Consider the following 22,869-nt stretch of genomic DNA (forward strand, 5'->3'; position numbering starts at 1 on the left):
GTGGTCCCTCCTATTTAAAAGTCTGAAAACATTTCCGATCTTTATCAATATCGATCATGTTAAATGGCAGATACGGTCCGTTGCAGCATACAGGGATGCCCATCTGGATATCCGGGCTGTGTAAGTAGCAGGACTTACAGGCGCCGATCCCGCACCCGATCCGGGTACTGGCAAATACCATTGTACGCTCCTTTAAAGAATCAGCGGCGCAGTTCATAATGGATTCGAGCACCGGTACGTTGAGAGCCATATATATGGGATCGGATCCGTCCATCAGATGTTTCAGCGCCTGGGCTCCGTCGGATACGAAGTGTGCAACGGAAGGAAGCAGTTCTTTGGGAACCGCGCTTTGGGAACCAATCAGGAACAAAGTTGGTGTGGCGCAGGCGTGGATGAGCGGAGCCAGTAAATGAATTGTAGCGGGTTCTGCCACAAATACAGCGTTTGTGCCGGGAGCACAGCCAATTCCGTTGGCTCCCCATATAGCGGTCTCAGCGCCGGTAGAGAGAGAAAAGAGTGAAGAGTTCTTTGCAGCGATCACCTTTAGACCCCGGTCAGTTGCTTCGTAGATCATGTATGGATAAGACCAGTGAAAACCGTCCCCCTGATTCTGGATCATAACAAACTGCCCAGGTTCATAAGTAAAATCCGGGTATTCCAGTTCCAGTAAGTGAAGCGGGCGGCCGTCATCGGCCGTCATCACCTGCACGGATAAAACCGTGGAATCGAGTACGGGTATGTAATCAGCCGGCTTCCATACGCCATCTTTTTCCATTTCCTCCTGAAGCGGACGGGCCAGGGATAAGTACCGGTCCCATTCGGGAGCCCTGTTGTCTTCCTCTGTATAGGGGAGGTCAATGAAACCGAGCAGATTCTGATGCTTTAAAACGCTCATGGTTATAAGATCGGATAAGTTGTTAAATCCTGCGCCGCTGGTAGAAATATAGTCGGGACAATGATATTTTGACTGCCTGTAATACTGCTTTAGTTCTGGATCTGAAATCTCTTCCTGTGTGTCTGCAAATATCTCATCATAAAAGAGCCGCACAATTTTACCTGCTTCAACCACAATCTGAAGTCTTCCGGTTACACCTGGCTCCAGTTCTTTCGCCAGACCGTAATACCTGGCAGGGCTGGGATCCGACATGCGGGCAGCTATCTTTTCAGCGAGAGGCAGCATGGAACGCTTAATGCTGTTGGAGGCGCCGGCCACCAGATCAAAGTCTCCGGTCAGACGGTTTGCGGCTACCATCTGTTTTTCCACACTTGTGATTCCATTGACCAGAACGACTCCCGTGACTGCGGTACGCTCTTTGGAAGCCTGGAAGAAGCCGTAGTCAGACAGGCGCTTGTCCACATTTTGAAAATGCCTCATATAGTAAGTGGGGCTGCACTGCTCATTGAATTCTACCATGACGATGCGTCCGTCATCTGCCACCACTTCGAGGACGCCTAAGTGTCCGAGATCGCCGTTAAAGCAGGAAGAGAATCTGGCTTCTTCCCTATAGTAGCAGCCCTTGATTAATCCTTTTGGCGGCTGTACGCTCCAGGAGAGGCGATCTAAAATAGATACTGTTTTTTCCCGTTGTTTCATTAAAAAATCCTCCTTTTTTTCTTGAGTATTTCTCATTTGTATTGAGCATAATCCAGAAAAAATTGAAATTCTATAACTGAACTGACTTGAATTATAAGTATTCTGACATATAGGGCGATATTATGTTATAATGTCATAAAAGTAGAAAATCAAGTCAAAAAAGTTATAGAATAGTGGCCTTCCACCTGTTTATACTGAATATACAACGAAAGAAAGGAAGGGGAAACAATATGAAAAAAAGAACCCTGAAGAGAATCGCCAGCTTTACACTTAGCAGTATGATGACCGTGAGCCTGCTTTCCGGATGCGGCGGTGGGAAACAGGCAGAGAGCCAGCCGGCAGCAGGCGAGGCAACAACCGAGCAGACGAAGGGAGAGGAAAAGGAAGAACCATATGTGGTTACCATGCTGACTCAGGGGGAGCAGCAGGAGGACCTTCCGAGAATTATGGAGAAGGTAAATGAAATTCTGGTCAGAGATCTGAATATGAAGCTGAATCTTTTGGTAGCGCCATATGGCAGCATAAATCAGCAGAGGCAGCTGATGCTGACCAGCGGGGAACCTCTGGACCTCGTTTACCTGGATGCCTCCTCGGCAATTGGTTTCATGAATAATGGCCAGATTATAGATTTGAGTGATCTTATTGATAAATATGGAACCAATATTAAGAAATACTGGGGGGATGAGGCGAAGTCTGCCAATATAGGTGGTTTTGTGTTTGGCGTCCCTAATTTAAATGAGGTGGGTAATATTCCGGCAATCGGAATGAGAAAAGACATAGTAGAAAAATATGACATTGATGTAGAGAGCATCAAATCGCTTGAGGATCTGGAGCCGGTTCTGGCTATGATTAAGGAGAAGGAGCCGACTATGACACCAGTTCACATCTGTGCGGACCAGCCGCCGATTTCACGCCAGCTCAGCGTGATTGATCCTCTGATTGACGGAATCGCCGTTCTGGATAACAGCGGGCAGGATACCACTACAATTATACCGGTTACCCAGAGCGAGGCCTATAAGGAGAAGTGTGAACTGTTCCATAAATGGTACCAGGCCGGATACATCAATCAGGATGCGGCAACTACTACGGTCCAGTTCGAATCTGCATTTAAGGCGGGCAGTACATTTTCCGCAATCATGGTCTGGCATCCCATGTCTCCCAAACAGTTTGGCGGCGTAGATATGGCTTATGCGTTTTTAGGGGAGCACAGAGCGTTATCGGGAGCTACCAGCAACGCGGATTACGGAATCGCCACTAATTCCCAGAACCCGGATAAAGCCATGCAGCTTCTGGATTACTTATATGGAAGTGAAGAGGTTGCACAGCTGTTAAACTGGGGTGAAGAAGGGAAAGATTGGGTATACGTCGACAAAGAACAGAATGTGGTCAGCTGGCCGGAAGGTGTGGACTCCAATAATGCAACGTATCATGCGCAGCTGTCCTGGGCTCTTCCCAATCAGTTTATGGCCAGCAGCTGGGAAGGCGTATGGGATCCGGATGTATTTGAGCAAATGTTAAAGTTTAATAAAGAGGGGAAGAAATCGAAGGGATTTGGCTTTGCATATAACACAGAGCCTGTGGAGACAGAGCTTACGGCACTGAAAAATGTGCAGGAGAAATACCGTATTTCCCTGGAAACCGGCGCTGTGGATCCGGCTGAATATCTTCCTCAGTACGAAGAAGCCTTAAAGCAGGCGGGGCTGGACAAGCTGATCGAGGAGAAACAGAAGCAGTTTGACGAGTGGCTTGCGGCTCAATAGGAAAATACCATGGATGAAAAAGTGAGAAAAAGAAAGTTCCGGTGGAAAAAATGGATTCCAATATTTGTTATGATGTCACCAGGGCTGATCTATCTGTTTATCAATAATTATATCCCCATTTTCGGGCTGGTAATTGCCTTTAAAAAGGTGGATTTCCGTGTGGGTATCATGAACAGCCCATGGGCGGGGCTTTCAAATTTTACATATTTATTCAAGACACCGGATGCCTTTATTATTACACGAAACACACTGCTGTACAATGTAGCTTTCATTGCAATTAATACCGGCTTGAGCCTGACTTTTGCGATATTTATTAACGATATGAAAAATAAGTATTGCAAGAAGATCTATCAGTCAGCGGTGCTGCTTCCTTACCTGATGTCCGTTGTTATCATCGGTTATATCGTCTACGCACTGTTAAGCCCGGACAAGGGAATGATTAACAACAGTATATTAAAACCGATGGGGAAATCTCCTGTTTCCTGGTACATGGAGCCAAAGTACTGGCCGTTTATCCTAATTCTGGTAAATGCCTGGAAGGGAGTGGGATATAACTGTCTGGTATTTATTGCTGGACTGGCTGGAATCTCGCCGGGGTATTACGAAGCTGCACAGTTAGACGGGGCGACAAAATGGCAGCAGATAAAATACATAACACTGCCATGTATGAAGACCACGATTATTACTCTGGTCCTGTTGAACATCGGAAGAATTTTTTATTCCGATTTTGGCCTGTTTTACCAGATTCCGATGAATTCGGGTGCCTTGTTTGACGTGACGAATACAATTGACACGTATGTATACAGGAGCATGCTTCAACTTGGAAATATCGGCATGGCATCAGCCGCGGGCTTCTACCAGTCGCTGGTTGGGTTTACGCTGATTTTAATCTGTAACTTTATCGTCAGAAAAATTGATCGGGACAGCGCATTATTTTAGAGGGGAGGGGAAGATATGAGATCAAAAGACCAGAAAATATTTAATCTGATTTCCCATACCGTCATGATTCTCGTGACCGTTATGGCGGTACTTCCCTTTGTACTCGTGTTTCTCTCCTCCGTAACGGAAGAGAATACATTGGTGCTGAACGGATATTCCTTTTTTCCAGAGAAATTCAGTCTGTATGCCTATGAATACATTGTTATGAAGGGGAAAAAGATATTCAGGGCGTATGCGGTTACCTTGTTTGTCACTGTGGTCGGTACAAGTATCAATGTGATGATTTCGGCCATGCTGGCATATCCTCTTTCCCTAAAGGATCTGCCGGGGAAACGGATTTTTACCTTTTATGTGGTATTCACGCTGCTGTTTAACGGCGGACTGGTGCCGACATATTTGATGTATACCTCAGCTTTTAACGTGAAAAATACTATTTTTGCCCTGATTGTTCCCAACCTTTTGATGCACACGATGAATGTACTTTTGATGAGAACGTATTACAGTACCAGTATTCCCGCGGAATTGTTTGAGGCGTCGGAAATTGACGGGGCGAGCCAGTTTAAGATATTTGGCAGTATTATTTTGCCGCTGGGAAAACCAATAGCGGTAACCATGGCTTTGTTTTCGGGCCTCAGCTATTGGAATGACTGGACCAACGGCCTTTACTACCTGACTGGTTATGATGGAGAGAAACTCTATAGTATTCAGAACTTCCTAAATAAAGTGGTGACAGATATCCAGTACCTGAACTCCAGCCAGGTTGGCTCAAATTCAGATATTCTGGCTAAACTTCCAACAGTTTCTGTCCGGATGGCAATTGCATTTGTGGCTATGATTCCGATTTTGGTGTTGTTTCCATTTTTACAGAAATACTTTTCCAAGGGGATTGCGATGGGAGCTGTCAAAGGTTAAGCTGTTAGCAGATGATGCGCTGCATCAGGGGGGAGGACTTTGTATGAGGACAGAAAAGAGGACCGGGAATTCAATATCCAGCCGTTTAAGGCGGCTGATGATGATTCTCGTGCCTCTTTCTGCCCTTTATATCGGAATCAGCGTAGCCAGCACTTATTACTTTAAAAAGCAGATTGTGAGCTATGCCGAGACATTTGTGGACTTCTATATTGATAAAATTGAGAATACAGTTACAAACATCAACCGGCGTATGAGCATGCTAATCCTGGGGGAAGGCGAGACGGAGATTGAGCTGGATTCCTATATCAACAGTATTAAGACAACTGATAACATCGCCTTTCGGAATTACTTTATTGGAAAACTGCGGGACGTCTTTCGCATGTATTCCATGGAGTATGGAAGCGAATATCAGTTTTTTGCCTTTTTTCCGGAGGGAAAACAGTATGTCGGTGCCAATGCGAATGATAAACTGGGACAGGATGTCTGGGAGCAGTACCGGGATGATATCACACATAGACTGGAGGGAGAGACGCTGGTCCCCAACTCCGGGAGCCAGTACTGGCAGTTTGTCGAGGGAAGCGGCGGCTGCAATTATATTATAAAATTTTACAGCATCCGGGAAGTCTATGTTGGATGCTGGATCCGGCCGGATGACCTTATCGCGCCGCTGGAAAATGCGGTAAAGGACGGAAAAACCACAGCGTTGCTCTTTGACCAGAATAACCGGTGCATTGCAGGGGAGCGTACCATGGAGCCGGATACGATCACGATCGAACGGCGGTTCAGCAATCTGCCGTTTTCTGTGCGTTTGACTGTTCATGATTACGGTCTGTTTCAAAAGACATTTCTGATGCAGATGGGGCTCGTCTTTCTGGCACTGGCCATGCTTTTCATTACACTGTGCAGTATTTATTTTTTGTATAATAAAGTGTTAAAACCTATCAAAAAGTTTTCTAATAATCTGGAGCGGTTAAGCCGGGGCAAGACAGGGCTGGAGGAGATAAGCAGCAGTGAGCTGTCGGAACTGGAGCAGGCCAATGCAGAATTCCGGCAATTGCTGCAGAAGATCAGCATGCTGCAGGAGGAGGTGTACGAAGGGGAAATAAAGAAACAGCTGATGTATATGGAGTACTTAAAGCTTCAGATTGAACCGCATTTTTATTTGAACTGTCTAAACTTTATCTACAATACAATCGATTTGGGCAAATACACCCAGGCCAGTAGGATGTCGGTCATGACAGCCGAATATATGAGGTATTTATTTAATAATGGCCGGGATTTTGTGTGTATCTGGGAAGAACTGGAGCATATCGGCCATTATTTAGAGATTCAGAAGCTGAGATTTGAGCACGCGTTTGATTACTATCTGGAGCAGGAGGATGAGACGAGGGAGGCCAGAATACCGCCGCTGGTGATCCAGACATTTGTAGAGAATTGCATAAAGTATGCGGTTGACTTAGATTCCGTTTTACAGATTACAGTTACCGTATTTTCGGAGGAAATGAACGGGTTTCCCTATACAAATATCTGTATTACAGACAGCGGACCGGGATTCTCGGCACAGATACTGGAGCAGCTGGCGGATCAGAAGAAATATATGGAGGAGGAAACAGGGCATATCGGCATATCGAATACGATTAAACGTCTGTACTATACTTATGGTGACCGGGCCAGTATCAGTTTCTATAACGGACCGGTAAAGGGCGCTGTTGTCGATATTCATATTCCATATACCGTAAAAGCGGCTTTAGAAAAGGGGGATGAGCCGGATGAATCTGCTGATTGTGGATGATGATCTTCATGTAATTGAGGGGATCGAACGTAATTTAGACTGGGAGCGGCTGCATATCGACCAGGCTTTCCAAGCGCTGGGGGTTCCTGCGGCTAAGAAGGTGCTGTCTTCCAATCCGATCGATGTCATGATCTGTGACATTGAGATGCCTCAGGAGACGGGGCTTGACCTGTTGGAATGGATTCGGGAGGAGGGATTTCCAATTCAGGCGATCTTTCTCACCAGCTATGCCAAATTTGAATATGCACAGAGGGCGATTAAGCTTGAGAGCCTGGAATATATACTAAAACCCGTAGACTATGGACAGCTGGAAAAGGCAGTAGTCCTGGCGGTAGAGCGGTCCTTAAAGAGCAGGCAGAATGAGGCGTTTAAAGAGAGCAGCCGGTACTGGGAGCAGAACCGTCAGAATGTTGTGGAGTATTTCTGGACTGGTGTGCTGGCAGGGAACGCTTTATCAGACGAGGAGGAGTTAAACTGTAAAATAGAGGAATGCGGCCTCGATTACATTCGTGGAAAGGTGTTTCTTCCAATTGTAATACAGATGGTCCGTGACGTGGCGGAATCATATGCAGGGCTGGCGGATGCGGTAGATGCTTTGTGTACGAATTGTCTGGAAGATAATACAGATGATGGCGTGGAGGCATATGAATTTCATGCAAAAATATCAGATCATATGTATTTTCTTATGCTGAGAGCCAGGATGAATTCGGATCCGGATGTATTAAGGCGCGACGTAGAACGCTTTATGGCTTTCTTTATGGAGGGAATGGGAAGGGCGGAGCTGAATGTGCTCTGCGGAGTGGGTATGTGGAGTACTGCAAATCTTGTTTATGAAGATGTGAGCTGTATCTATACCATGATGTATGAATCGCCGCGAAATAAAAAGAAGGTTCTGTACCTTCAGGAATACGAGCCCGTCAGCATGATGTATGAGGTACCGGACCTTAAAAACTGGTGGGATATGATGAAATATGGACAGACAGGAGAATTGAAGGAAGCGGTGGAGCGTTACCTGGATATTCTGGCCGGTCAGCAGAAGCTCAGTTCCAGAAATTTGCAGCAGCTGGGACTGGATCTTACCCAGATGGTGTATTCCTGGCTGGGATCTATGAATATATACGCCCATATGCTGTTTGACAATGAGGAAAACAATAAGATCTACGGAAGAGCAGCACTCTCCTCCCATAATATGATGCAGTATCTGGAGTACCTTCTGTCCAAGGCAATGGAATATAAAGATGTAGTAGAGCGCCCCCATACGATTGTAGATACGATCAGGGACTATATGGACCACCATTTTCAGGAAAACTTATCGCGGGATGATTTGAGCCGTCTGGTATTTTTAAATCCAGATTATTTGTCCCGCCTGTTTAAAAAGGAGATGGGGCTGTCCATCAGCAGTTATCTGATACAAAAACGGATTGATCTGGCAAAAGAACTGCTCTCTACGACCAGAACGCCGGTAAGTGTTATATCATCGCAGGCAGGCTACGATAATTTTGCTTATTTTACTAAGGTGTTTAAAGAGAAGACTGGTATGTCACCCAATGAATACAGGAAGAACTGTCAAAGTGCTGACGGGAGGGATAGGAGATAAAAGCGAAAATGCGGGAAGTGAATTTCTATGCTTATGAGACGTACTGCATGGTTCGGATAGAGGAACGACCGGACGGACCGGAAGTGCTGTCGGCGTGCCGTGACATCGCCATGCGGGTGGAGCAGACTCTGAATATGTATGATGACGAGTCTGAGCTGTCGGCGATGTGTCGGAATTATTGTCCTGGCGTGCCGTATGGCGTCTCAGAAATGCTTTTCTATTTCTTGAATATCAATTTAAATATGGCGGAGCTCTGCGAAGGGGCTTTTGATCCCACCGTCGGAGCTCTGGTCAGAAAATGGGGAATCGGTTCGGGAAAAAACGTGATTCCTACAGAAGCGGAACTTGCTGCCCTTATGAAAAGGACCGGATACCAACATATCCGACTGCTCCCGGAGCAGTGTACCGCAGTGATTGATATTGGAGGGATCATTATAGATCCGGGAGCATCAGGAAAGGGATTCGCCATTGATTTGATTGTAGATTATTTAAAAGAAAAAAAGGTGCGCAGTGCGTGTCTCGACTTTGGCGGAAACTTATATGTGATGGGAAGTAATATTGAAGAAAATGAGACACATGGTGTGGAAAAACCGGGAAACGGGGCCTGGAATATTGGTATCCGCCACCCGGATGATCCGGGAAAAATAATGGCGCAGGTGTATGCAAAAGATCAGGCTGTTTCCACTTCTTCCTGGTATGAACATCATTTTAAACGGGCGGGGCACATCTATAGCCATCTGATCGACCCATCTAACGGAAAAACGGTGGAATCAGGACTGTCGAGTGTGACCGTGCTGTGTGACCGTGCCATTTATGCGGATATTATTTCGACGGCGTTGTATGTGCTGGGAGAGGAGAAGGGGAAAGACGTTATCGGGAAGCTGTATAAACGGACAGGAATTCAGACGGATTACCTAGCCTGCAAGTACAAAAGATGATTGTAAAGTGATCCTGTATAGGGTATAATTTCAACGCTGTACTGGAAGAGATGACTCAAATTTTATGCAGCCTTGGTGATGAGGAGGAAGAGAAGGGCGGAAAGAGCTAAAGGGTAGCTTCTATAATATTGAACAGCAAATTCGCAGTGAGCGGGTTCAAAGTATAGAGGGGCTGTTGACATTCATTTATTTGATTTGTCGCTAGCTTAACATAGAAAAACCACCCCAAAACTTGGCCAGTAGCCAGTAGCAGGGTGGAATTTCTATTCTGATATACAAGTCAACCCACCTTGTGGGCGGGTGCTCCTCTTTATATCTATACTATAGCATTTCTCACATTTACATGCAAGAATTATTTTTAAATACTTTCATGTAGTTTAAATCGTACTTTAGGTTATTTTACAAGAGACTACATGCAGACCGTGAGACGGGCTGCTTTTTGATCGCTTTGATTAAAAGCTGATTGGATTGAACGGTTAATAAGACTTGAGTTAATGACTTTTTGTATGAAATGTCCATTATTTCTCCCAAAACACTTTACAATCTGTATAAATGATGGTAAGATACAAATGTGTAAACGATTACACATCATAATACTATACAATTACTAGCCTTTAACAAAAACCCACTGATTATAAAGGATCATATAACTCACATATTTTCAAATAACCATAATTTTTTTTGACGATATGTGTAAACGGTTACATATTACTGCATCATGGCCGCATCGTGCGGCCGCAGGAGAAATGGAGTGCAAAATGAGTCTTACGATTAAGGATATTGCTGAAAAAGCAGGTGTATCCGTGGCTACGGTGTCGAGAGTGATTAACGGATCCGGCTACGTGAGTGAAAAGAACAAAAAAAATATCGAGGAAATTATTCAGGAATCGAATTACTGTCCGAATGCGGCGGCCAGAAGCCTGATCACCCAGGCCTCTGATATGATCGGCCTGGTGATGCCGGAGCGGGTTAATCCATTCTTCGTGAAGGTATACGACGGTGTGACCCGAAAGGCGGATGAGGAGAATATAACGGTTCTATTTTATAAAACAGACGACGATGAGAAGAAGCAGGGGGAAATCTTAAAGCAGCTGAAGGCTCAGAGTGTAAAGGGTATTCTGATTACCCCGAGTCTCTATCAGACCTCCGCCACCAGAAAGATGCTGGAAGCAGTGGAACGGGCCGGAATTCCCGTGGTCCTCATCGATCGTGATACGGAGGGCGGGGATTTCGACGCGGTATTTATTGATAATAAGGGAGCTATTTATAAAGCTACAGAACAGCTGATCCAGGCAGGACATACGCAGATTGCGGCCGTCACCAGCCCTGATTTTTCCAGAGTGGGCGCGAGAAGGCAGGACGGTTTCCTGGAATGCATGAAGAAGCATGGGCTGGAGGTCTGTCCGGACTGGGTGATCGAGGGAGAATTGAGCATTGAGAGCGGATATGATGCCTGTAAGCGCCTGATGGAGATGGAGAACAGTCCCACCGCAGTTGTGGCATTTTCCAGTTCGGAGCTGATCGGATGTGTGAAATACTTAAACGAAGCAGGATACCGGATCGGCAGGGATGTCTGTCTCTTTGGATTTGATGATATCGGTACATTCCCGGATTTTGGACTTCAGCTGTCCACCATCGAACGGCCCATGAGGGAGATGGGGGAGCTGGCGTTTGAACTGCTGTGGGAACGGATTCATAACGGCGGAAAGAACAAAAGAAGCCGTGAGATCCTTCTTCCGACCAATATGAAGCTTGCTGAGAAATAAACGGTAATTGTGCATGGACAACGGAGGCAATCCGTGGGCCGTGAACAATTATTAAATATATATTTACATCACTTAAAGGGGGAAAGCAGCAATGAAACATGACAACAGCTACAGCTACAAACCACAGTACGATCCATTTGAAAATGTTATGACGAGGAACGGACTGCACGCAGATGAGGTGATTTCCGCACTGCAGAAAAGCATCCGCCATGCGGACGAGGACACCGCGATCCGGTGCGGATACGAGATGTATGTTACCAGTATGGAACTGGAGAACTATCTCTGGAGACGTCTATCCGTCATCAGTGTGGAAGACATCGGATTCGGGGAGCCGACCGCTCCTATCCTGATCCAGACATTGAAGAACATGAGAGAGGAGTTTCCGTACTCTTTAAGCGGCAGCAGGGCGCTGTTCCTGTTCCAGGCGATTCGTTATCTGTGCAAATGCCGGAAAGAGCGCTCCAGCGATACGATTAAGACGATCGTAATCGAGGAGTACAAGCGGGGGGAGTACGCAAAGCTTCCGACAGAGTATGATATCTATGACTGGCATACGAAAAAGGGAAGAGAGGGCGGCAGAACGTATCTGGATTTCCTGGAACATTTCACAGATGTTACGCCATTTATGGATCAGTACGATCCGGAACTGAAGGAGATCTTAAAACAGTATACCAGGGAGAACATCGAACTGGGTGAGGAGTAAACAGGGGAACCGGTAAAACAAAAGAGGAGAGCACTCTCGGAAACTCCCTTGCACTCATCTTTGTGGCTGATTTTCCGCCATATGCACACAAATTTATTCAACGTACACGCCGTGTACGCCTCGTAAATTTGTGCACATCTGACAAAAAATCATCTCACAAAGCTGAGCACAAGGAGTTTCCGGGAGCACTCGAAGAAGAACAGGGAGGTTACAGAATGAGTAAACTAAGACGCATTGCAGCATTGGGACTTACGGCGGTACTGCTCGGGGGTTGTGTACCACAGAAGGTGGCTGCGCCGGAGAAGGCAGAGGAGACAAAGGCAGAAGAGGCAAAGACAGAAGAAAGCCAGGCAAAGAACGAGGGGGAGAACGAGGGTACGAATGAGACGGCGGCGACGGAAGCAGAGACGGACGCAGCCATCGCAACGGAGATTACGGGGCCGGTGGAGATAACCATATGGCATCAGTATTCTGATCAGTATGAGGTGTGGTTTCAGAAGGTAGCGGACGAATTCCACGCAAAAAATCCTGATATTACGGTTAAGCTTCAATATCAGCCCGCCGACCAGTACGAAGCAAAGGTTATGGCGGCGGCAAAAGCCGACGATCTGCCCAGCATGGTTCACTCTGCGGCAGCCAATATGACCAGCTATATCAATGAGGGAGCGCTGGTGAATATGGACGATTATATTTATGATTCGACGGTGGGGTATGAGAACTTTGATGAAGATATCAACTCAGGGCTGAATCAGATGTATGTGCCGTGGGGCAATAAGCGCTACGCCATGCCTCTGTTCCTGGGCGGCAATGTCTTTTTCTATAATAAGACCATGTTTGAAGAACTTGGCATAGAACCCCCGAAGACCTGGTCCGAGGTGGAGGCCGTGGCGACGGCTGTCAGCGACAAGATCGGCAAGCCTGGCTTCGGATTCCAGATTATGGTGGACGGTTACATGGAGGTTCTGACTCAGGCCGGCGGAGAAGTGATTGATCTGGATAATAAAACCATTGGCTTCGATTCTGAGACTGCCAGAGAGAAGATTACCTGGTACAAAGATTTGATCGATAAGAAGGTTGCCCGTCTGGTAGGAGACGACAAACACTTTACCAATCCATTTGCCAACGGCGATGTCGGATGCTACGTTGCATTATCCGGAAACTACGGATATCTTGCCACCGCGGTCGGAGACAAGTTTGAACTGGGAGCGGCGCCGCTTCCTCAGGAAGGCCCCAAGAAGTTTGTCAGCCTTTCCGAGCCGGTATTCGCCATCGCGAAGACCAATCCGGAAGAGGAACTGGCCAGCTGGATGTTCTTAAAATACTTACTGAGCCCGGAAGTCAATGCGGAGTGCGGAACGGTATTCGGCGCCCTTCCGGCATCTACTGCGGCCATGAACGAGAGCGTATACCAGGATTTCTTAAAAGTAAATCCGGTGGCGGCTGCGGTCTACGAGCAGAGAGATTCCTACGGATATATGCCGACTATAGCGGGATGGTATGAGCTTCGCACGAGTCTGGATAAGGCGTTGGAAGAGATTATGCTGGATATAAGCGACATGGATACGGCACTTGCAGAGGCTAAAAAGTCGGCAGAAGCAGCAATCCGCAAATAGTCCAATCAGATGAAAAGGTGAGCCATGGAGATTAAATTACAGAATATCAGAAAAAGATTTGGGGAAACGGTAGCCCTTGACGATTTATCTTTGGAATTTTGCGATGGGAAACTGACCACGCTTTTGGGGCCAAGCGGATGCGGAAAGAGTACCCTGCTTAATTTAATATCGGGAATTCTGCCGCCTACTTCGGGATCGATTTATTTCGGGGACAGGGATGTGACATCTCTGTCTCCGGATAAGAGAAATATCGGCCTGGTATTTCAGAATTACGCGTTATATCCCCATATGACGGTAGGAGAGAATATCGCATTTCCGCTGGAAATCAAAAAGGTTTCAAAAAAAGAACGGCTGGAGCGGGCGGCGGAGTTTGCCAAACTGCTTCGGATTGAAGATTACTTTAACCGAAAGCCATCCCAGCTTTCGGGAGGACAGCAGCAGCGTGTGGCCATAGCAAGAGCCCTGGCAAAGGAACCGGAGATTCTGCTTCTGGACGAGCCGCTGTCCAACTTAGACGCCAGGCTCCGCCTGGAAATGCGGGAGGAGATCCGGCGGCTTCAGCTGGAGACGGGAATCACCACCATTTTCGTGACCCATGACCAGGAGGAAGCGCTCAGCATTTCAGATCATATTCTGCTCCTGAAAAAGGGGCGGATCCAGCAGTACGGGCTGCCTCAGGAGCTGTACGATGAACCGTGCAATCCGTTTGTGGCGGATTTCCTGGGCAATCCGCCGATTAATCTGTACGAGGGCGTAGTCGATGGAGACCGCGTAATATTGCAGGGAGACACTCTGGGATTTCTCATTGTGGGGCTGAAAGGCATCGAAACTGGAAGAAGGGTAAAGCTGGGAATCCGGAGCGAGGCGTTTGAGGCAGCGGCGGAGGGAGTCTATGAGACGCCTGCAACAGTAAGAAACGTATTTTTAAATGGCAAGGAAACCCTGTATCTTCTGGAAATTGGGGGAAAAGAATTCAGAAGTACGCTGGAAAGCGGACAGACCTATGAAATTGGAGGGAAGATATCGGTTCGTTTGAAAAAGAAGGGGGTTCACATCTATGATTCTGAGACAGAGGAAAAGATCGGTTAAGGTAAAAAGTGATGAAAAAATCACGGTCAGGACATTTACGGAACCCTTCATCTATCTGCTCCCATTTATTCTTGTAGTGAGTGTGTTCATGGTCTTTCCGATTATCACGGTCTTTCTGAATGCATTTCTGGAAAACTATGATTATCTGGCCAACACCTACACCGGCATGGGAATGGGGAATTTCGCAGCGCTTTTCTCGGATAAGGAGTTTTTGCTGTCACTGAAAAATACATTCCTTTATGTGGCATTTGTCGTACCGCTATCTACAGTCATTGCACTGACGGTGGCCATTCTCTTAAACCAGAAGCTGAAAGGAAGCTCGTTCTTCCAGTTCGTATATTTTCTGCCGATGGTCACGGCGACCATTGCCGTCGGAATCGTGTGGAAATGGATGTATCACTACGATTACGGCATTATCAATTACGTGCTTGGAGTGATCGGGATCGAGCCGGTCAAATGGATGGAAAATCCCAAAATGGCGCTGGCGGCCCTGATTATCTATGGGATCTGGACGAAGCTGCCATTTACTATAATCCTGTTCCTGTCCGGTCTCCAGACCATCGGTGAACAGTATTATACAGCGGCAAAAGTGGATGGAGCGAAACCGGCAAAGATTCTGTTCCGTATAACGCTTCCGCTCTTATCGCCCACGATCGCGCTGGTCCTGATTATCAATATTATCAATACCTCGAAAGTGTTTAATGAAGTATTTGCGCTGTTCAATGGAAAACCGGGGCCGGGATACTCCCTTTATACTGTGGTGTTCTACATATATGAGAACTTTTATCATAAGATGAACGTTTCCATCGCCTGCGCGGCCGCACTGGTATTGTTTTTGATCGTGTTTATCATGACCATGCTGCAGATGACGATTCAGAAAAAATGGGTCAGCAGGTAAAAAGGAGAATTGAGATGAAAAATAGACATCTGGCTGTAAAGATCATTTCCTACGTAATCCTGTCGGCCGGCGCGGTGATGATGGTTCTGCCGTTTTACTGGATGATCATTACTGCGTTTAAAACGCCGGAGCAGGTGACGCAGATGCCTCCGATCTGGTGGCCGCCGTCATTTTTGCTGGATAATTTCAAGTATGTGCTGAGTTCCGGTGAGTTCGCAAGGTATATTATAAACTCGCTGTTCGTCACGGTTTCATCGGTGATCCTGACGACCACGGTCAGCATACTGACTGCCTTTGCATTTTCGAGGCTTAAGTTTCCCGGGAGAGACATTATTTTTTCCCTGTTCCTGGGATTTATGATGGTTCCGTTTGAGCTTCTTGCCATTACCAATTACGTTACCATCGTGAAGCTCCATCAGATCGATACGTATAAAGCGCTGATCGTACCGTATACAGCCAACATACTCTATATCTTTATATTAAGAAACTTCTTTCTGGAGATTCCGGGCTCGCTTTACAACGCGGCGCGGGTGGATGGGGCATCCAATTGGAAATTTCTCTGGAGAATCATGGTTCCAATCGCCAAGCCGGCGATCATCACTATCATTCTTCTCAACAGCATTGACAGCTGGAACTCATTCTTATGGCCCATGCTGGTGACGAATGAGTCAAGGATGAGAACCGTGACCGTGGGACTGACTTCATTTGTGCAGTCCGCGGGAATCCGCTATGAGAGGCTGATGGCGGCAGCGTTTATTGTAGTAATCCCCATGGTGGTACTGTTTTTCTTTGCGAGAAAATACATTGTTACTGCGGTGGCACAGGGGGGAATCAAAGGATAGAAATGGAGAACAACATGAATATTGCAGAAAAGATTGATCACACCATACTGCGCGCCGACGCGAGAGAAGAAGAGGTAAAAAGATACTGCCGGGAAGCGGTTCAATACCATTTCGCATCAGTATGCGTCAATACATGCCAAGTTCCGCTGGTGGCTGAACTTCTGAAGGGTAGCGGAGTAAAGGTATGCTGTGTCGTGGGCTTTCCTCTGGGGGCCATGAGCACCCGTGCCAAGGCGTACGAGGCACAGGCCGCCGTGGAAGACGGGGCGGAGGAGGTTGACATGGTCATCAATATCGGCGCCGTAAAAGACGGAAATTACGACCGCGTGGAGGCGGATATCCGTGCAGTCGTGGCAGCCAGCGGCGGCGCGGTGGTGAAAGTCATACTGGAAACCTGCCTGCTTACCAGAGAGGAGATTGTGGAAACCTGCCGCCGTTCTGTGAAGGCAGGGGCGGGATTTGTAAAAACTTCAACCGGATTTTCGACCGGAGGCGCCACGGAAGAGGCGGTTCGTCTGATGAGAGAAACTGTGGGAGATTCAGCAAAGGTAAAGGCCAGCGGTGGAATCCGTACCTGTGAGCAGGCAAAGGCTATGATAGAAGCCGGAGCCGACAGAATCGGTGCAGGGAACGGAGTTATACTGCTGGAGGAGTGATTGGTTCGGGAAATCAGGAGGTTGTATATGGAAAGAAAAACACTGGTTTTTGGAAGCTTTGTCGTGGATCTCATGGCCCGTGCGCCACATCTTCCTGTTCCGGGAGAAACGGTTAAGGGGAATGGATTTAAAATGGGCCCTGGGGGGAAGGGCTTTAACCAGGCTGTGGCCGCCTTTAAAGCGGGGGCAAAAGCCACGCTGGCGACCAAGCTGGGTACGGATTCATTTTCCGATATTGCACTGAATACAATGGAAAAACTGGGCATGGAGACCGGGCGGGTCTTCCGGACCGACCGGGAGGACACAGGCTGTGCGCTGATCCTGGTGGGGGAAGACAGCAGTCAGAATGAGATTGTGGTGGTACCGGGAGCGGGGCTTTCTATAACGGAGCAGGAAGTGGATTCCTTAAAGGAAGTGATCCAGGACTGTGAATATGTGCTGATGCAGCTGGAGACGAATCTGGATGCGGTGGAGCGGGTTGCGGAATACGCGGCAGAGAGCGGGACCAGAGTGATCTTAAACCCGGCTCCTGCGGCAGACCTGCCGGAAGGGCTGTGGGAACGGATCGATGTGATCACGCCCAACGAGGTGGAGGCGGAGTATTACACCGGGATTCCTGTCTGTTCGGAATCGGACGCAGCGAGGGCCGCGGACTGGTTTCATGAACGCGGAATCGGCGAGGTAATCATTACCATGGCAGACCGCGGCGCCTTTTTATCATCGGCATCCGGAAAAAGGGAGTTTGTTCCGGCGTTCTCCGTAGAGGCCGTGGACACTACCGGCGCGGGAGACGCATTTTGCGGGGGACTTCTGGCGGCCGTGTCGGAAGGGAAAGACTGGAAGGACGCGGTGGTGTTCGCCAGCGCGACGGCGGCACTCTCGGTGCAGAAGATCGGGACGGCGCCGTCCATGCCGGACAGGCGGGAGATAGAAGCATTTTTGGAGAACCACTAAAAGAAAAAATCAAGGGGTGTCCTGGCCGTACGATTACGGCTTTCAGGACCCCCTTTCGCATTTCTCTAAATCAGGGCATGCCTCTTCATGGTTTCCGTCAGCTTTGCCTTGTCGGCGGCACTCATTCTGATGAGAGGCAGCCTGTAATTTTCCCCGCACATTCCCATCAGGCTTAAGGCCGCCTTAACAGGCACCGGATTGACGTCCAGGAAAAGGGCGTTCATCAAATCCAGCAGGTCTAACTGCAGTTTTAAGCTCTCCTTTTCCTTCCCATTCAGGAAAAGTCTGCACATTTCGTGGGTTTCCCGCGGCATGATATTGGCCAGGACAGAGATCACGCCTTTTCCTCCCAGAGAAAGAACAGGGACCGTCTGATCGTCATTTCCCGAATAAATATCCAGGTCATCCCCGCACAGAGAGGCGATCCGGGCAACGTGGGAGATATTGCTTCCCGCCTCCTTGACAGCCTGGATGTTCGGATGCTGTGAAAGTACTTTGCAGGTCTCCGGTTCCATGGTCATGCCGGTACGGCTGGGCACATGATAGAGGATGACCGGAATTGAAACGCTGTCCGCTATGGCCGTAAAATGGGCGATCAGTCCCTTTTGCGATGTCTTGTTGTAGTAAGGCGTCACTTCTAAAAGCCCATCCGCGCCAAGCTCCTGAGCCTTTTTCGACAATTCTACTGCATGAGCGGTGTTGTTGCTTCCTGCGCCTGCAATCACAGGCACCCTTCCATGAACCCGCTTCACGGTAAATTCAATAAGCTTATATTTCTCTTCATCCTGAAGCGTGGAGGATTCGCCGGTAGTCCCATTTACTACAATGGCGTCAGTTCCATTCTCCAGTTGAAATTCCAATAATTTTCCCATTGCTTTAAAATCGATAGAGCCATTTTCAGCCATTGGTGTCACAACTGCTGCTGCAGATCCTTCAAAAATCATCTTACCTTCCCTTTGATTCGATGCTTTAATGTAAAATATGACAAACTCTCCCGGTCTGTTCCTTGCACAAACCAGTTTTTTTCCTCATATAAAATCACTATGGAGAGTGAAGTTCATGAATAATTATTTGATTCTGGGCGGCGATTTAAGACAGATTTATCTGGGCCGCATGTTAAAACAACAGGGATTTCCCACCGTTACATCCGCCGACTTAGGCAGGCTTAACCTTTCTCTGGAAGCAGCCATAAAAGCCAGCAGCGTCCTTCTGGGTCCTGTACCCTTTACAAAGGATGGCAAGACCATCTTTTCCGCGGATCAAAAAGATTCCTTAAAGATCATGGACCTATTAAGACACTTAACGCCTGACCATACCCTGTTCGGCGGAAATATACCTGACTTTGTAAAAGACCACGCCAAAGAGCATAAAATCCCATACTTTGACTTTCTGGAGATAGAGGAAATAACCTTAGAAAATACCATAGCCACAGCGGAAGGGGCGATTGCGGAAGCGATCCGTCTGAGCCCGGACTGCCTTCATCAAAGCCGGTGTCTCATCACAGGCTTCGGCCGCTGCGGAAAAACGCTTGCCTGTAAATTACAGGGATTGTCTGTGGATGTTACAGTGGCCGACAGAGATTCGGTCCAGCTGGCCTTCGGGACTGCGCTTGGGCTTAAGACAAAGCCTCTGTCCGAAATCTCACAGGATATAGGCGAGTATCAATTTATTTTTAATACCATACCCGCACCAGTCATCCATGAAGCCGAAATACGCCTTATGAGGCCTGATGTCACCATCATTGATATTGCCTCTGCCCCTGGCGGCGTGGATTTTACCGCATGTAAGAGCCGGGAAATAAACGCCAGACTATGTCCCGGACTCCCCGGCGCCTATGCGCCGAAGGCGGCGGCTGAAATTCTGTTAAAGGCTGTCATGAAAAGCTTATAGTAAAGGAGTTTATATGAAATTAGAAGGAAAAAAAATCGGCCTGGCAATCACCGGGTCTTTCTGTACCTTTAGTAAGATGGAAGAGGCAGTCAGCGCTCTGATGGCTGAAGGCGCCTCCATCTACCCCATTATCTCCACAAATGTGCAGACTACCGATTCCCGTTTTGGAGATACCACGGAGTTTATCAGCCACATTTCCGACCTGACCGGCAATCCCCCCATTCTGAAGCTGGAGGATGCCGAACCGATTGGTCCGCAGGGCTACCTGGATATTCTTCTCATTGCACCGTGCACAGGGAACACCCTGGCAAAGCTGGCCAACGGCATAACCGACACCCCTGTCCTCATGGCTGCAAAAGCCCATTTGAGAAACTCCAAGCCCCTGGTTATCTCGATTTCCACCAACGACGCTTTGGGAATTAATTTTAAAAATATCGGCCAGCTTTTTAATATTAAAAACATTTATTTCGTGCCATTCGGCCAGGATAACGCGATTAAAAAACCCAATTCCATGATTGCCAGGACGGATCAGATTGTCAGAACCCTGGAAGAAGCGCTGGAAGGAAAACAGATCCAGCCGGTCATTTTATAAAAGGATTTTTTCGGCGGTACCGGAGGTCCTGGACGTTGGAAGGTTCAGGGCCTTTCCGGCTGCACCGCCATTTTTTCTATGCAAAATAAATCGGACATGTTATAATGAACGGATGAAACAGAGGCGGGTTATGTGTCAGGAGGTAACGGGGCATGCTGAAAATTGCTGTAGTGGACGATGAAAAAGTGTATATTGACCAGATTCAGGAATACATCAGGCAGTATAGTGCAGAGAAGAAACGGGAGATTCAGACAGAGACCTTCTGCGACGGAAGTGCGCTGCTGGAGAATTACAGCCCGCGGTTTGACATTATCCTGCTGGATATTGAGATGGGGAAGCTGAATGGGATGGAGACGGCACGGGAGATACGGAAAAAGGATCAGGATGTGGTGCTTGTTTTTATTACCAATATGGCCCAGTATGCGATTAACGGTTACGATGTGGGAGCGCTGGATTACGTGCTGAAGCCGATTAACTATTACACCTTCTCCGTGCGTCTCGACCGCGCCGTCTCAAGGGTGAAAAAACGTCAGCCTGAGGAAATTCTTTTAAATCTTCCAGATGGGATCAAACGGCTCAAGGTGGACCGGATTCACTACGTGGAGGTGCAGAACCGCATGCTGCATTACCACACGGAGGACGGTATCTTCGTGGTGAGAGGAACGCTGCAGGGAGCGGAGGAGACGCTGAAGGAGAGCCATTTTGTGCGGTGCAACCACTGGTATCTGGTGAATCTGCAGTACGTCTCGGAGATACGCAAAAATATAGTCATCGTAGCAGGAGATGAACTGGAGATCAGCAGGAGGAATAAGACGGCATTTCTTTCCGAGCTGACGGATTACATGGGGATGGGGACATGACAAAGATAAATATCACGATATGGACGTATGTGGAACTGGCTGTATCGCTCTGGGCAGCATGCGTACTTTATATGATTCCGCTGAAACACCGCCCGAATTTCCGGCTGAGACTGGGGCTGGCGACGGCGGGGACCTGCGCTGTGACTGCAGCAGCAGTCTGGTGGAAGACGGCATTTCCGGCGGTGACCGTTCCGGAGGTGGTATCCATGTCGGGCGTTTTTCTGCTGGGCTGCCTGTTTATTTATATCTGCGCGGCCATGCCTGTGGGCGCGGCGGTGTACTGTGCGGCGTGGGCGATCATCAGCCAGCAGATTGCTCATGAGTCTGCGTTTATTGTTGTGAGGAGTCTGGAGATCGGAGGCCAGCTGTCGGCTGTCGGCTACATGGCAGTGATTTACGCGGTGATTTATGGAATGGCCGGCATCACAATCGTCAGATATATGCCGGAAAACGGAGTCTACCAGGTGGGGCCGCGGCAGCTGTCCTCGGCGCTGTTTTTGCTGATTGTTTTTGAAATTCTGTTTGGTTTTTTGAGGTCAGGAGGCGGCATTCCATTTCCCGATGTGCGGGTATGGAACATCCTGCTGATTCAGTGCTACTGCGTCCTGATTCTCTACCTTCAGAACACGCTGTTCAAGAAAAGCGCCATGAAACAGGAGCTGGACATCTTAAATCAGCTGTGGCATCAGCAGAAGGAGCAGTATGAGCTTTCCCAGGAGACCATAACCCTGATTAACCGCAAATGCCATGATCTGAAGCATCAGATTGCCGCCATGCGCGCCATCACCAGTCCGGAGGAACGGGACAAATATCTGCGTGAGGTGGAAGACTCCGTGCAGATCTATGACTCCATTGTGAAGACCGGTAATGAGGTGCTGGATACGGTTCTGACGGAGAAGAGCCTGTTCTGCACGGCCAGTAGCATCAAGATCAACTGCATTGCGGATGGCCGCCAGATGGATATCTTTGACCCGGTGGATCTATACACCGTGTTTGGCAATGCCATTGACAATGCGATTGAGAGCGTAAAGCAGCTGGAGAATCAGGAGATGCGGATGATAGACGTGCTGGTGTACGTCCGCAAACAGTTTTTGATCATTAATATCATGAATCCGATCGGCAGGCGGCTGGAGTTTGACGGCGATCTGCCTGTCAGCACAAAGGCCCGGAACGGGTATCACGGATTCGGCTTGAAGAGTATCCGCTATACGGTAGAAAAATATAATGGTTTCATGAAAATTGACACGGAGGAAAATATCTTTTCGCTGAAGATATTGATTCCGATTGCAGGCAAAAAAGCCGCGGACAGGACTGAGAGGAGGTAGTATATCTCCTCTCAGTCCTGATTTTTTTGTTTCACAGGAAAGTTCGTCCTATGAAACAAAAACCCTCCGGGGGATGCGCACTTCGCGCTAAGGAAATATGGCCGCTGAAGCGACCGCGCTCCGGCGCGAGAGTCCGGCGAGCTGGACTC

Annotated in this window: 20 protein-coding genes; 18 read left to right on the top strand and 2 right to left on the bottom strand. The window is 48.0% G+C overall.

Annotated elements, in window-relative coordinates; translation table 11 throughout:
• Window positions 1-10: 10 nt before the first annotated feature.
• On the bottom strand, window positions 11-1,594 hold the full coding sequence (locus tag DFR60_RS14965) for a ferredoxin reductase domain-containing protein (protein ID WP_110323606.1): 1,584 nt from the start codon (window positions 1,592-1,594) through the stop codon (window positions 11-13).
• A gap of 230 nt (window positions 1,595-1,824) precedes the next feature.
• On the opposite strand from DFR60_RS14965, the gene DFR60_RS14970 reads away from it, so the two are divergent.
• The 14 genes from DFR60_RS14970 (at window position 1,825) to rbsK (ending at window position 18,053) form a co-directional block, all read left to right on the top strand.
• Window positions 1,825-3,354 carry an ABC transporter substrate-binding protein gene (locus DFR60_RS14970; RefSeq protein WP_110323607.1) on the top strand — a complete coding sequence of 510 codons (1,530 nt, stop codon included), beginning with the start codon at window positions 1,825-1,827 and terminating at the stop codon, window positions 3,352-3,354.
• Window positions 3,355-3,363: 9 nt separating this feature from the next.
• Window positions 3,364-4,293, top strand: coding sequence for an ABC transporter permease (locus DFR60_RS14975; protein WP_207659536.1), 930 nt, complete (start codon window positions 3,364-3,366; stop codon window positions 4,291-4,293).
• Between the two features lie 15 nt (window positions 4,294-4,308).
• Window positions 4,309-5,205 (top strand): carbohydrate ABC transporter permease, encoded by an 897-nt coding sequence (locus DFR60_RS14980; RefSeq protein WP_110323608.1) that lies wholly within the window; start codon window positions 4,309-4,311, stop codon window positions 5,203-5,205.
• Window positions 5,206-5,248: 43 nt separating this feature from the next.
• Window positions 5,249-6,997: a sensor histidine kinase gene (locus DFR60_RS14985; RefSeq protein WP_110323609.1), complete on the top strand. Its 1,749-nt coding sequence runs from the start codon at window positions 5,249-5,251 to the stop codon at window positions 6,995-6,997.
• Window positions 6,975-8,594 carry a helix-turn-helix domain-containing protein gene (locus DFR60_RS14990; protein WP_167437606.1) on the top strand — a complete coding sequence of 540 codons (1,620 nt, stop codon included), beginning with the start codon at window positions 6,975-6,977 and terminating at the stop codon, window positions 8,592-8,594. Before DFR60_RS14985 ends, DFR60_RS14990 begins: the two co-directional genes overlap by 23 nt.
• An 8-nt stretch (window positions 8,595-8,602) precedes the next feature.
• A complete protein-coding gene (locus tag DFR60_RS14995; protein ID WP_110323611.1) occupies window positions 8,603-9,532 on the top strand; it encodes an FAD:protein FMN transferase in 930 nt (309 codons plus the stop codon).
• 758 nt (window positions 9,533-10,290) lie between these two features.
• A complete protein-coding gene (locus DFR60_RS15000) occupies window positions 10,291-11,298 on the top strand; it encodes a LacI family DNA-binding transcriptional regulator (RefSeq protein WP_110323612.1) in 1,008 nt (335 codons plus the stop codon).
• A gap of 91 nt (window positions 11,299-11,389) precedes the next feature.
• The gene (locus DFR60_RS15005; RefSeq protein ID WP_110323613.1) at window positions 11,390-12,001 is read left to right on the top strand and encodes a hypothetical protein; all 612 of its coding nucleotides are present in this window, start codon (window positions 11,390-11,392) and stop codon (window positions 11,999-12,001) included.
• 215 nt (window positions 12,002-12,216) lie between these two features.
• Window positions 12,217-13,614: an ABC transporter substrate-binding protein gene (locus tag DFR60_RS15010; protein WP_110323614.1), complete on the top strand. Its 1,398-nt coding sequence runs from the start codon at window positions 12,217-12,219 to the stop codon at window positions 13,612-13,614.
• 24 nt (window positions 13,615-13,638) lie between these two features.
• Window positions 13,639-14,703, top strand: coding sequence for an ABC transporter ATP-binding protein (locus tag DFR60_RS15015; RefSeq protein WP_110323615.1), 1,065 nt, complete (start codon window positions 13,639-13,641; stop codon window positions 14,701-14,703).
• On the top strand, window positions 14,672-15,601 hold the full coding sequence (locus tag DFR60_RS15020; RefSeq protein ID WP_110323616.1) for a carbohydrate ABC transporter permease: 930 nt from the start codon (window positions 14,672-14,674) through the stop codon (window positions 15,599-15,601). The genes DFR60_RS15015 and DFR60_RS15020 overlap by 32 nt, the downstream gene beginning before the upstream one ends.
• 14 nt (window positions 15,602-15,615) lie before the next feature.
• On the top strand, window positions 15,616-16,443 hold the full coding sequence (locus DFR60_RS15025; protein ID WP_002605559.1) for a carbohydrate ABC transporter permease: 828 nt from the start codon (window positions 15,616-15,618) through the stop codon (window positions 16,441-16,443).
• 14 nt (window positions 16,444-16,457) lie between these two features.
• Window positions 16,458-17,099, top strand: a complete 642-nt coding sequence (gene deoC / locus DFR60_RS15030) for a deoxyribose-phosphate aldolase (protein ID WP_243005083.1) — start codon at window positions 16,458-16,460, stop codon at window positions 17,097-17,099.
• A gap of 27 nt (window positions 17,100-17,126) precedes the next feature.
• Window positions 17,127-18,053, top strand: a complete 927-nt coding sequence (gene rbsK, locus DFR60_RS15035) for a ribokinase (RefSeq protein WP_110323618.1) — start codon at window positions 17,127-17,129, stop codon at window positions 18,051-18,053.
• A 65-nt stretch (window positions 18,054-18,118) separates the two neighbouring features.
• Here the strand turns inward: rbsK and dapA are convergent, their stop codons facing one another.
• A complete protein-coding gene (dapA, locus tag DFR60_RS15040; protein WP_110323619.1) occupies window positions 18,119-18,997 on the bottom strand; it encodes a 4-hydroxy-tetrahydrodipicolinate synthase in 879 nt (292 codons plus the stop codon).
• 115 nt (window positions 18,998-19,112) lie between these two features.
• Here dapA and dpsA point away from each other — a divergent pair, with 115 nt between their 5' ends.
• The 4 genes from dpsA to DFR60_RS15060 all read left to right on the top strand — a co-directional run bounded on the left by dpsA (window position 19,113) and on the right by DFR60_RS15060 (window position 22,720).
• A complete protein-coding gene (gene dpsA, locus DFR60_RS15045) occupies window positions 19,113-19,943 on the top strand; it encodes a dipicolinate synthase subunit DpsA (protein WP_110323620.1) in 831 nt (276 codons plus the stop codon).
• Window positions 19,944-19,956: 13 nt separating this feature from the next.
• On the top strand, window positions 19,957-20,535 hold the full coding sequence (locus DFR60_RS15050; protein WP_110323621.1) for a dipicolinate synthase subunit B: 579 nt from the start codon (window positions 19,957-19,959) through the stop codon (window positions 20,533-20,535).
• A 152-nt stretch (window positions 20,536-20,687) separates the two neighbouring features.
• On the top strand, window positions 20,688-21,395 hold the full coding sequence (locus tag DFR60_RS15055; RefSeq protein WP_002605565.1) for a LytR/AlgR family response regulator transcription factor: 708 nt from the start codon (window positions 20,688-20,690) through the stop codon (window positions 21,393-21,395).
• On the top strand, window positions 21,392-22,720 hold the full coding sequence (locus DFR60_RS15060; RefSeq protein WP_110323622.1) for an ATP-binding protein: 1,329 nt from the start codon (window positions 21,392-21,394) through the stop codon (window positions 22,718-22,720). Before DFR60_RS15055 ends, DFR60_RS15060 begins: the two co-directional genes overlap by 4 nt.
• Window positions 22,721-22,869: the final 149 nt, after the last annotated feature.

Source organism: Hungatella effluvii (genome assembly GCF_003201875.1).
GTDB classification, from domain to species: Bacteria; Bacillota; Clostridia; order Lachnospirales; family Lachnospiraceae; genus Hungatella; species Hungatella effluvii.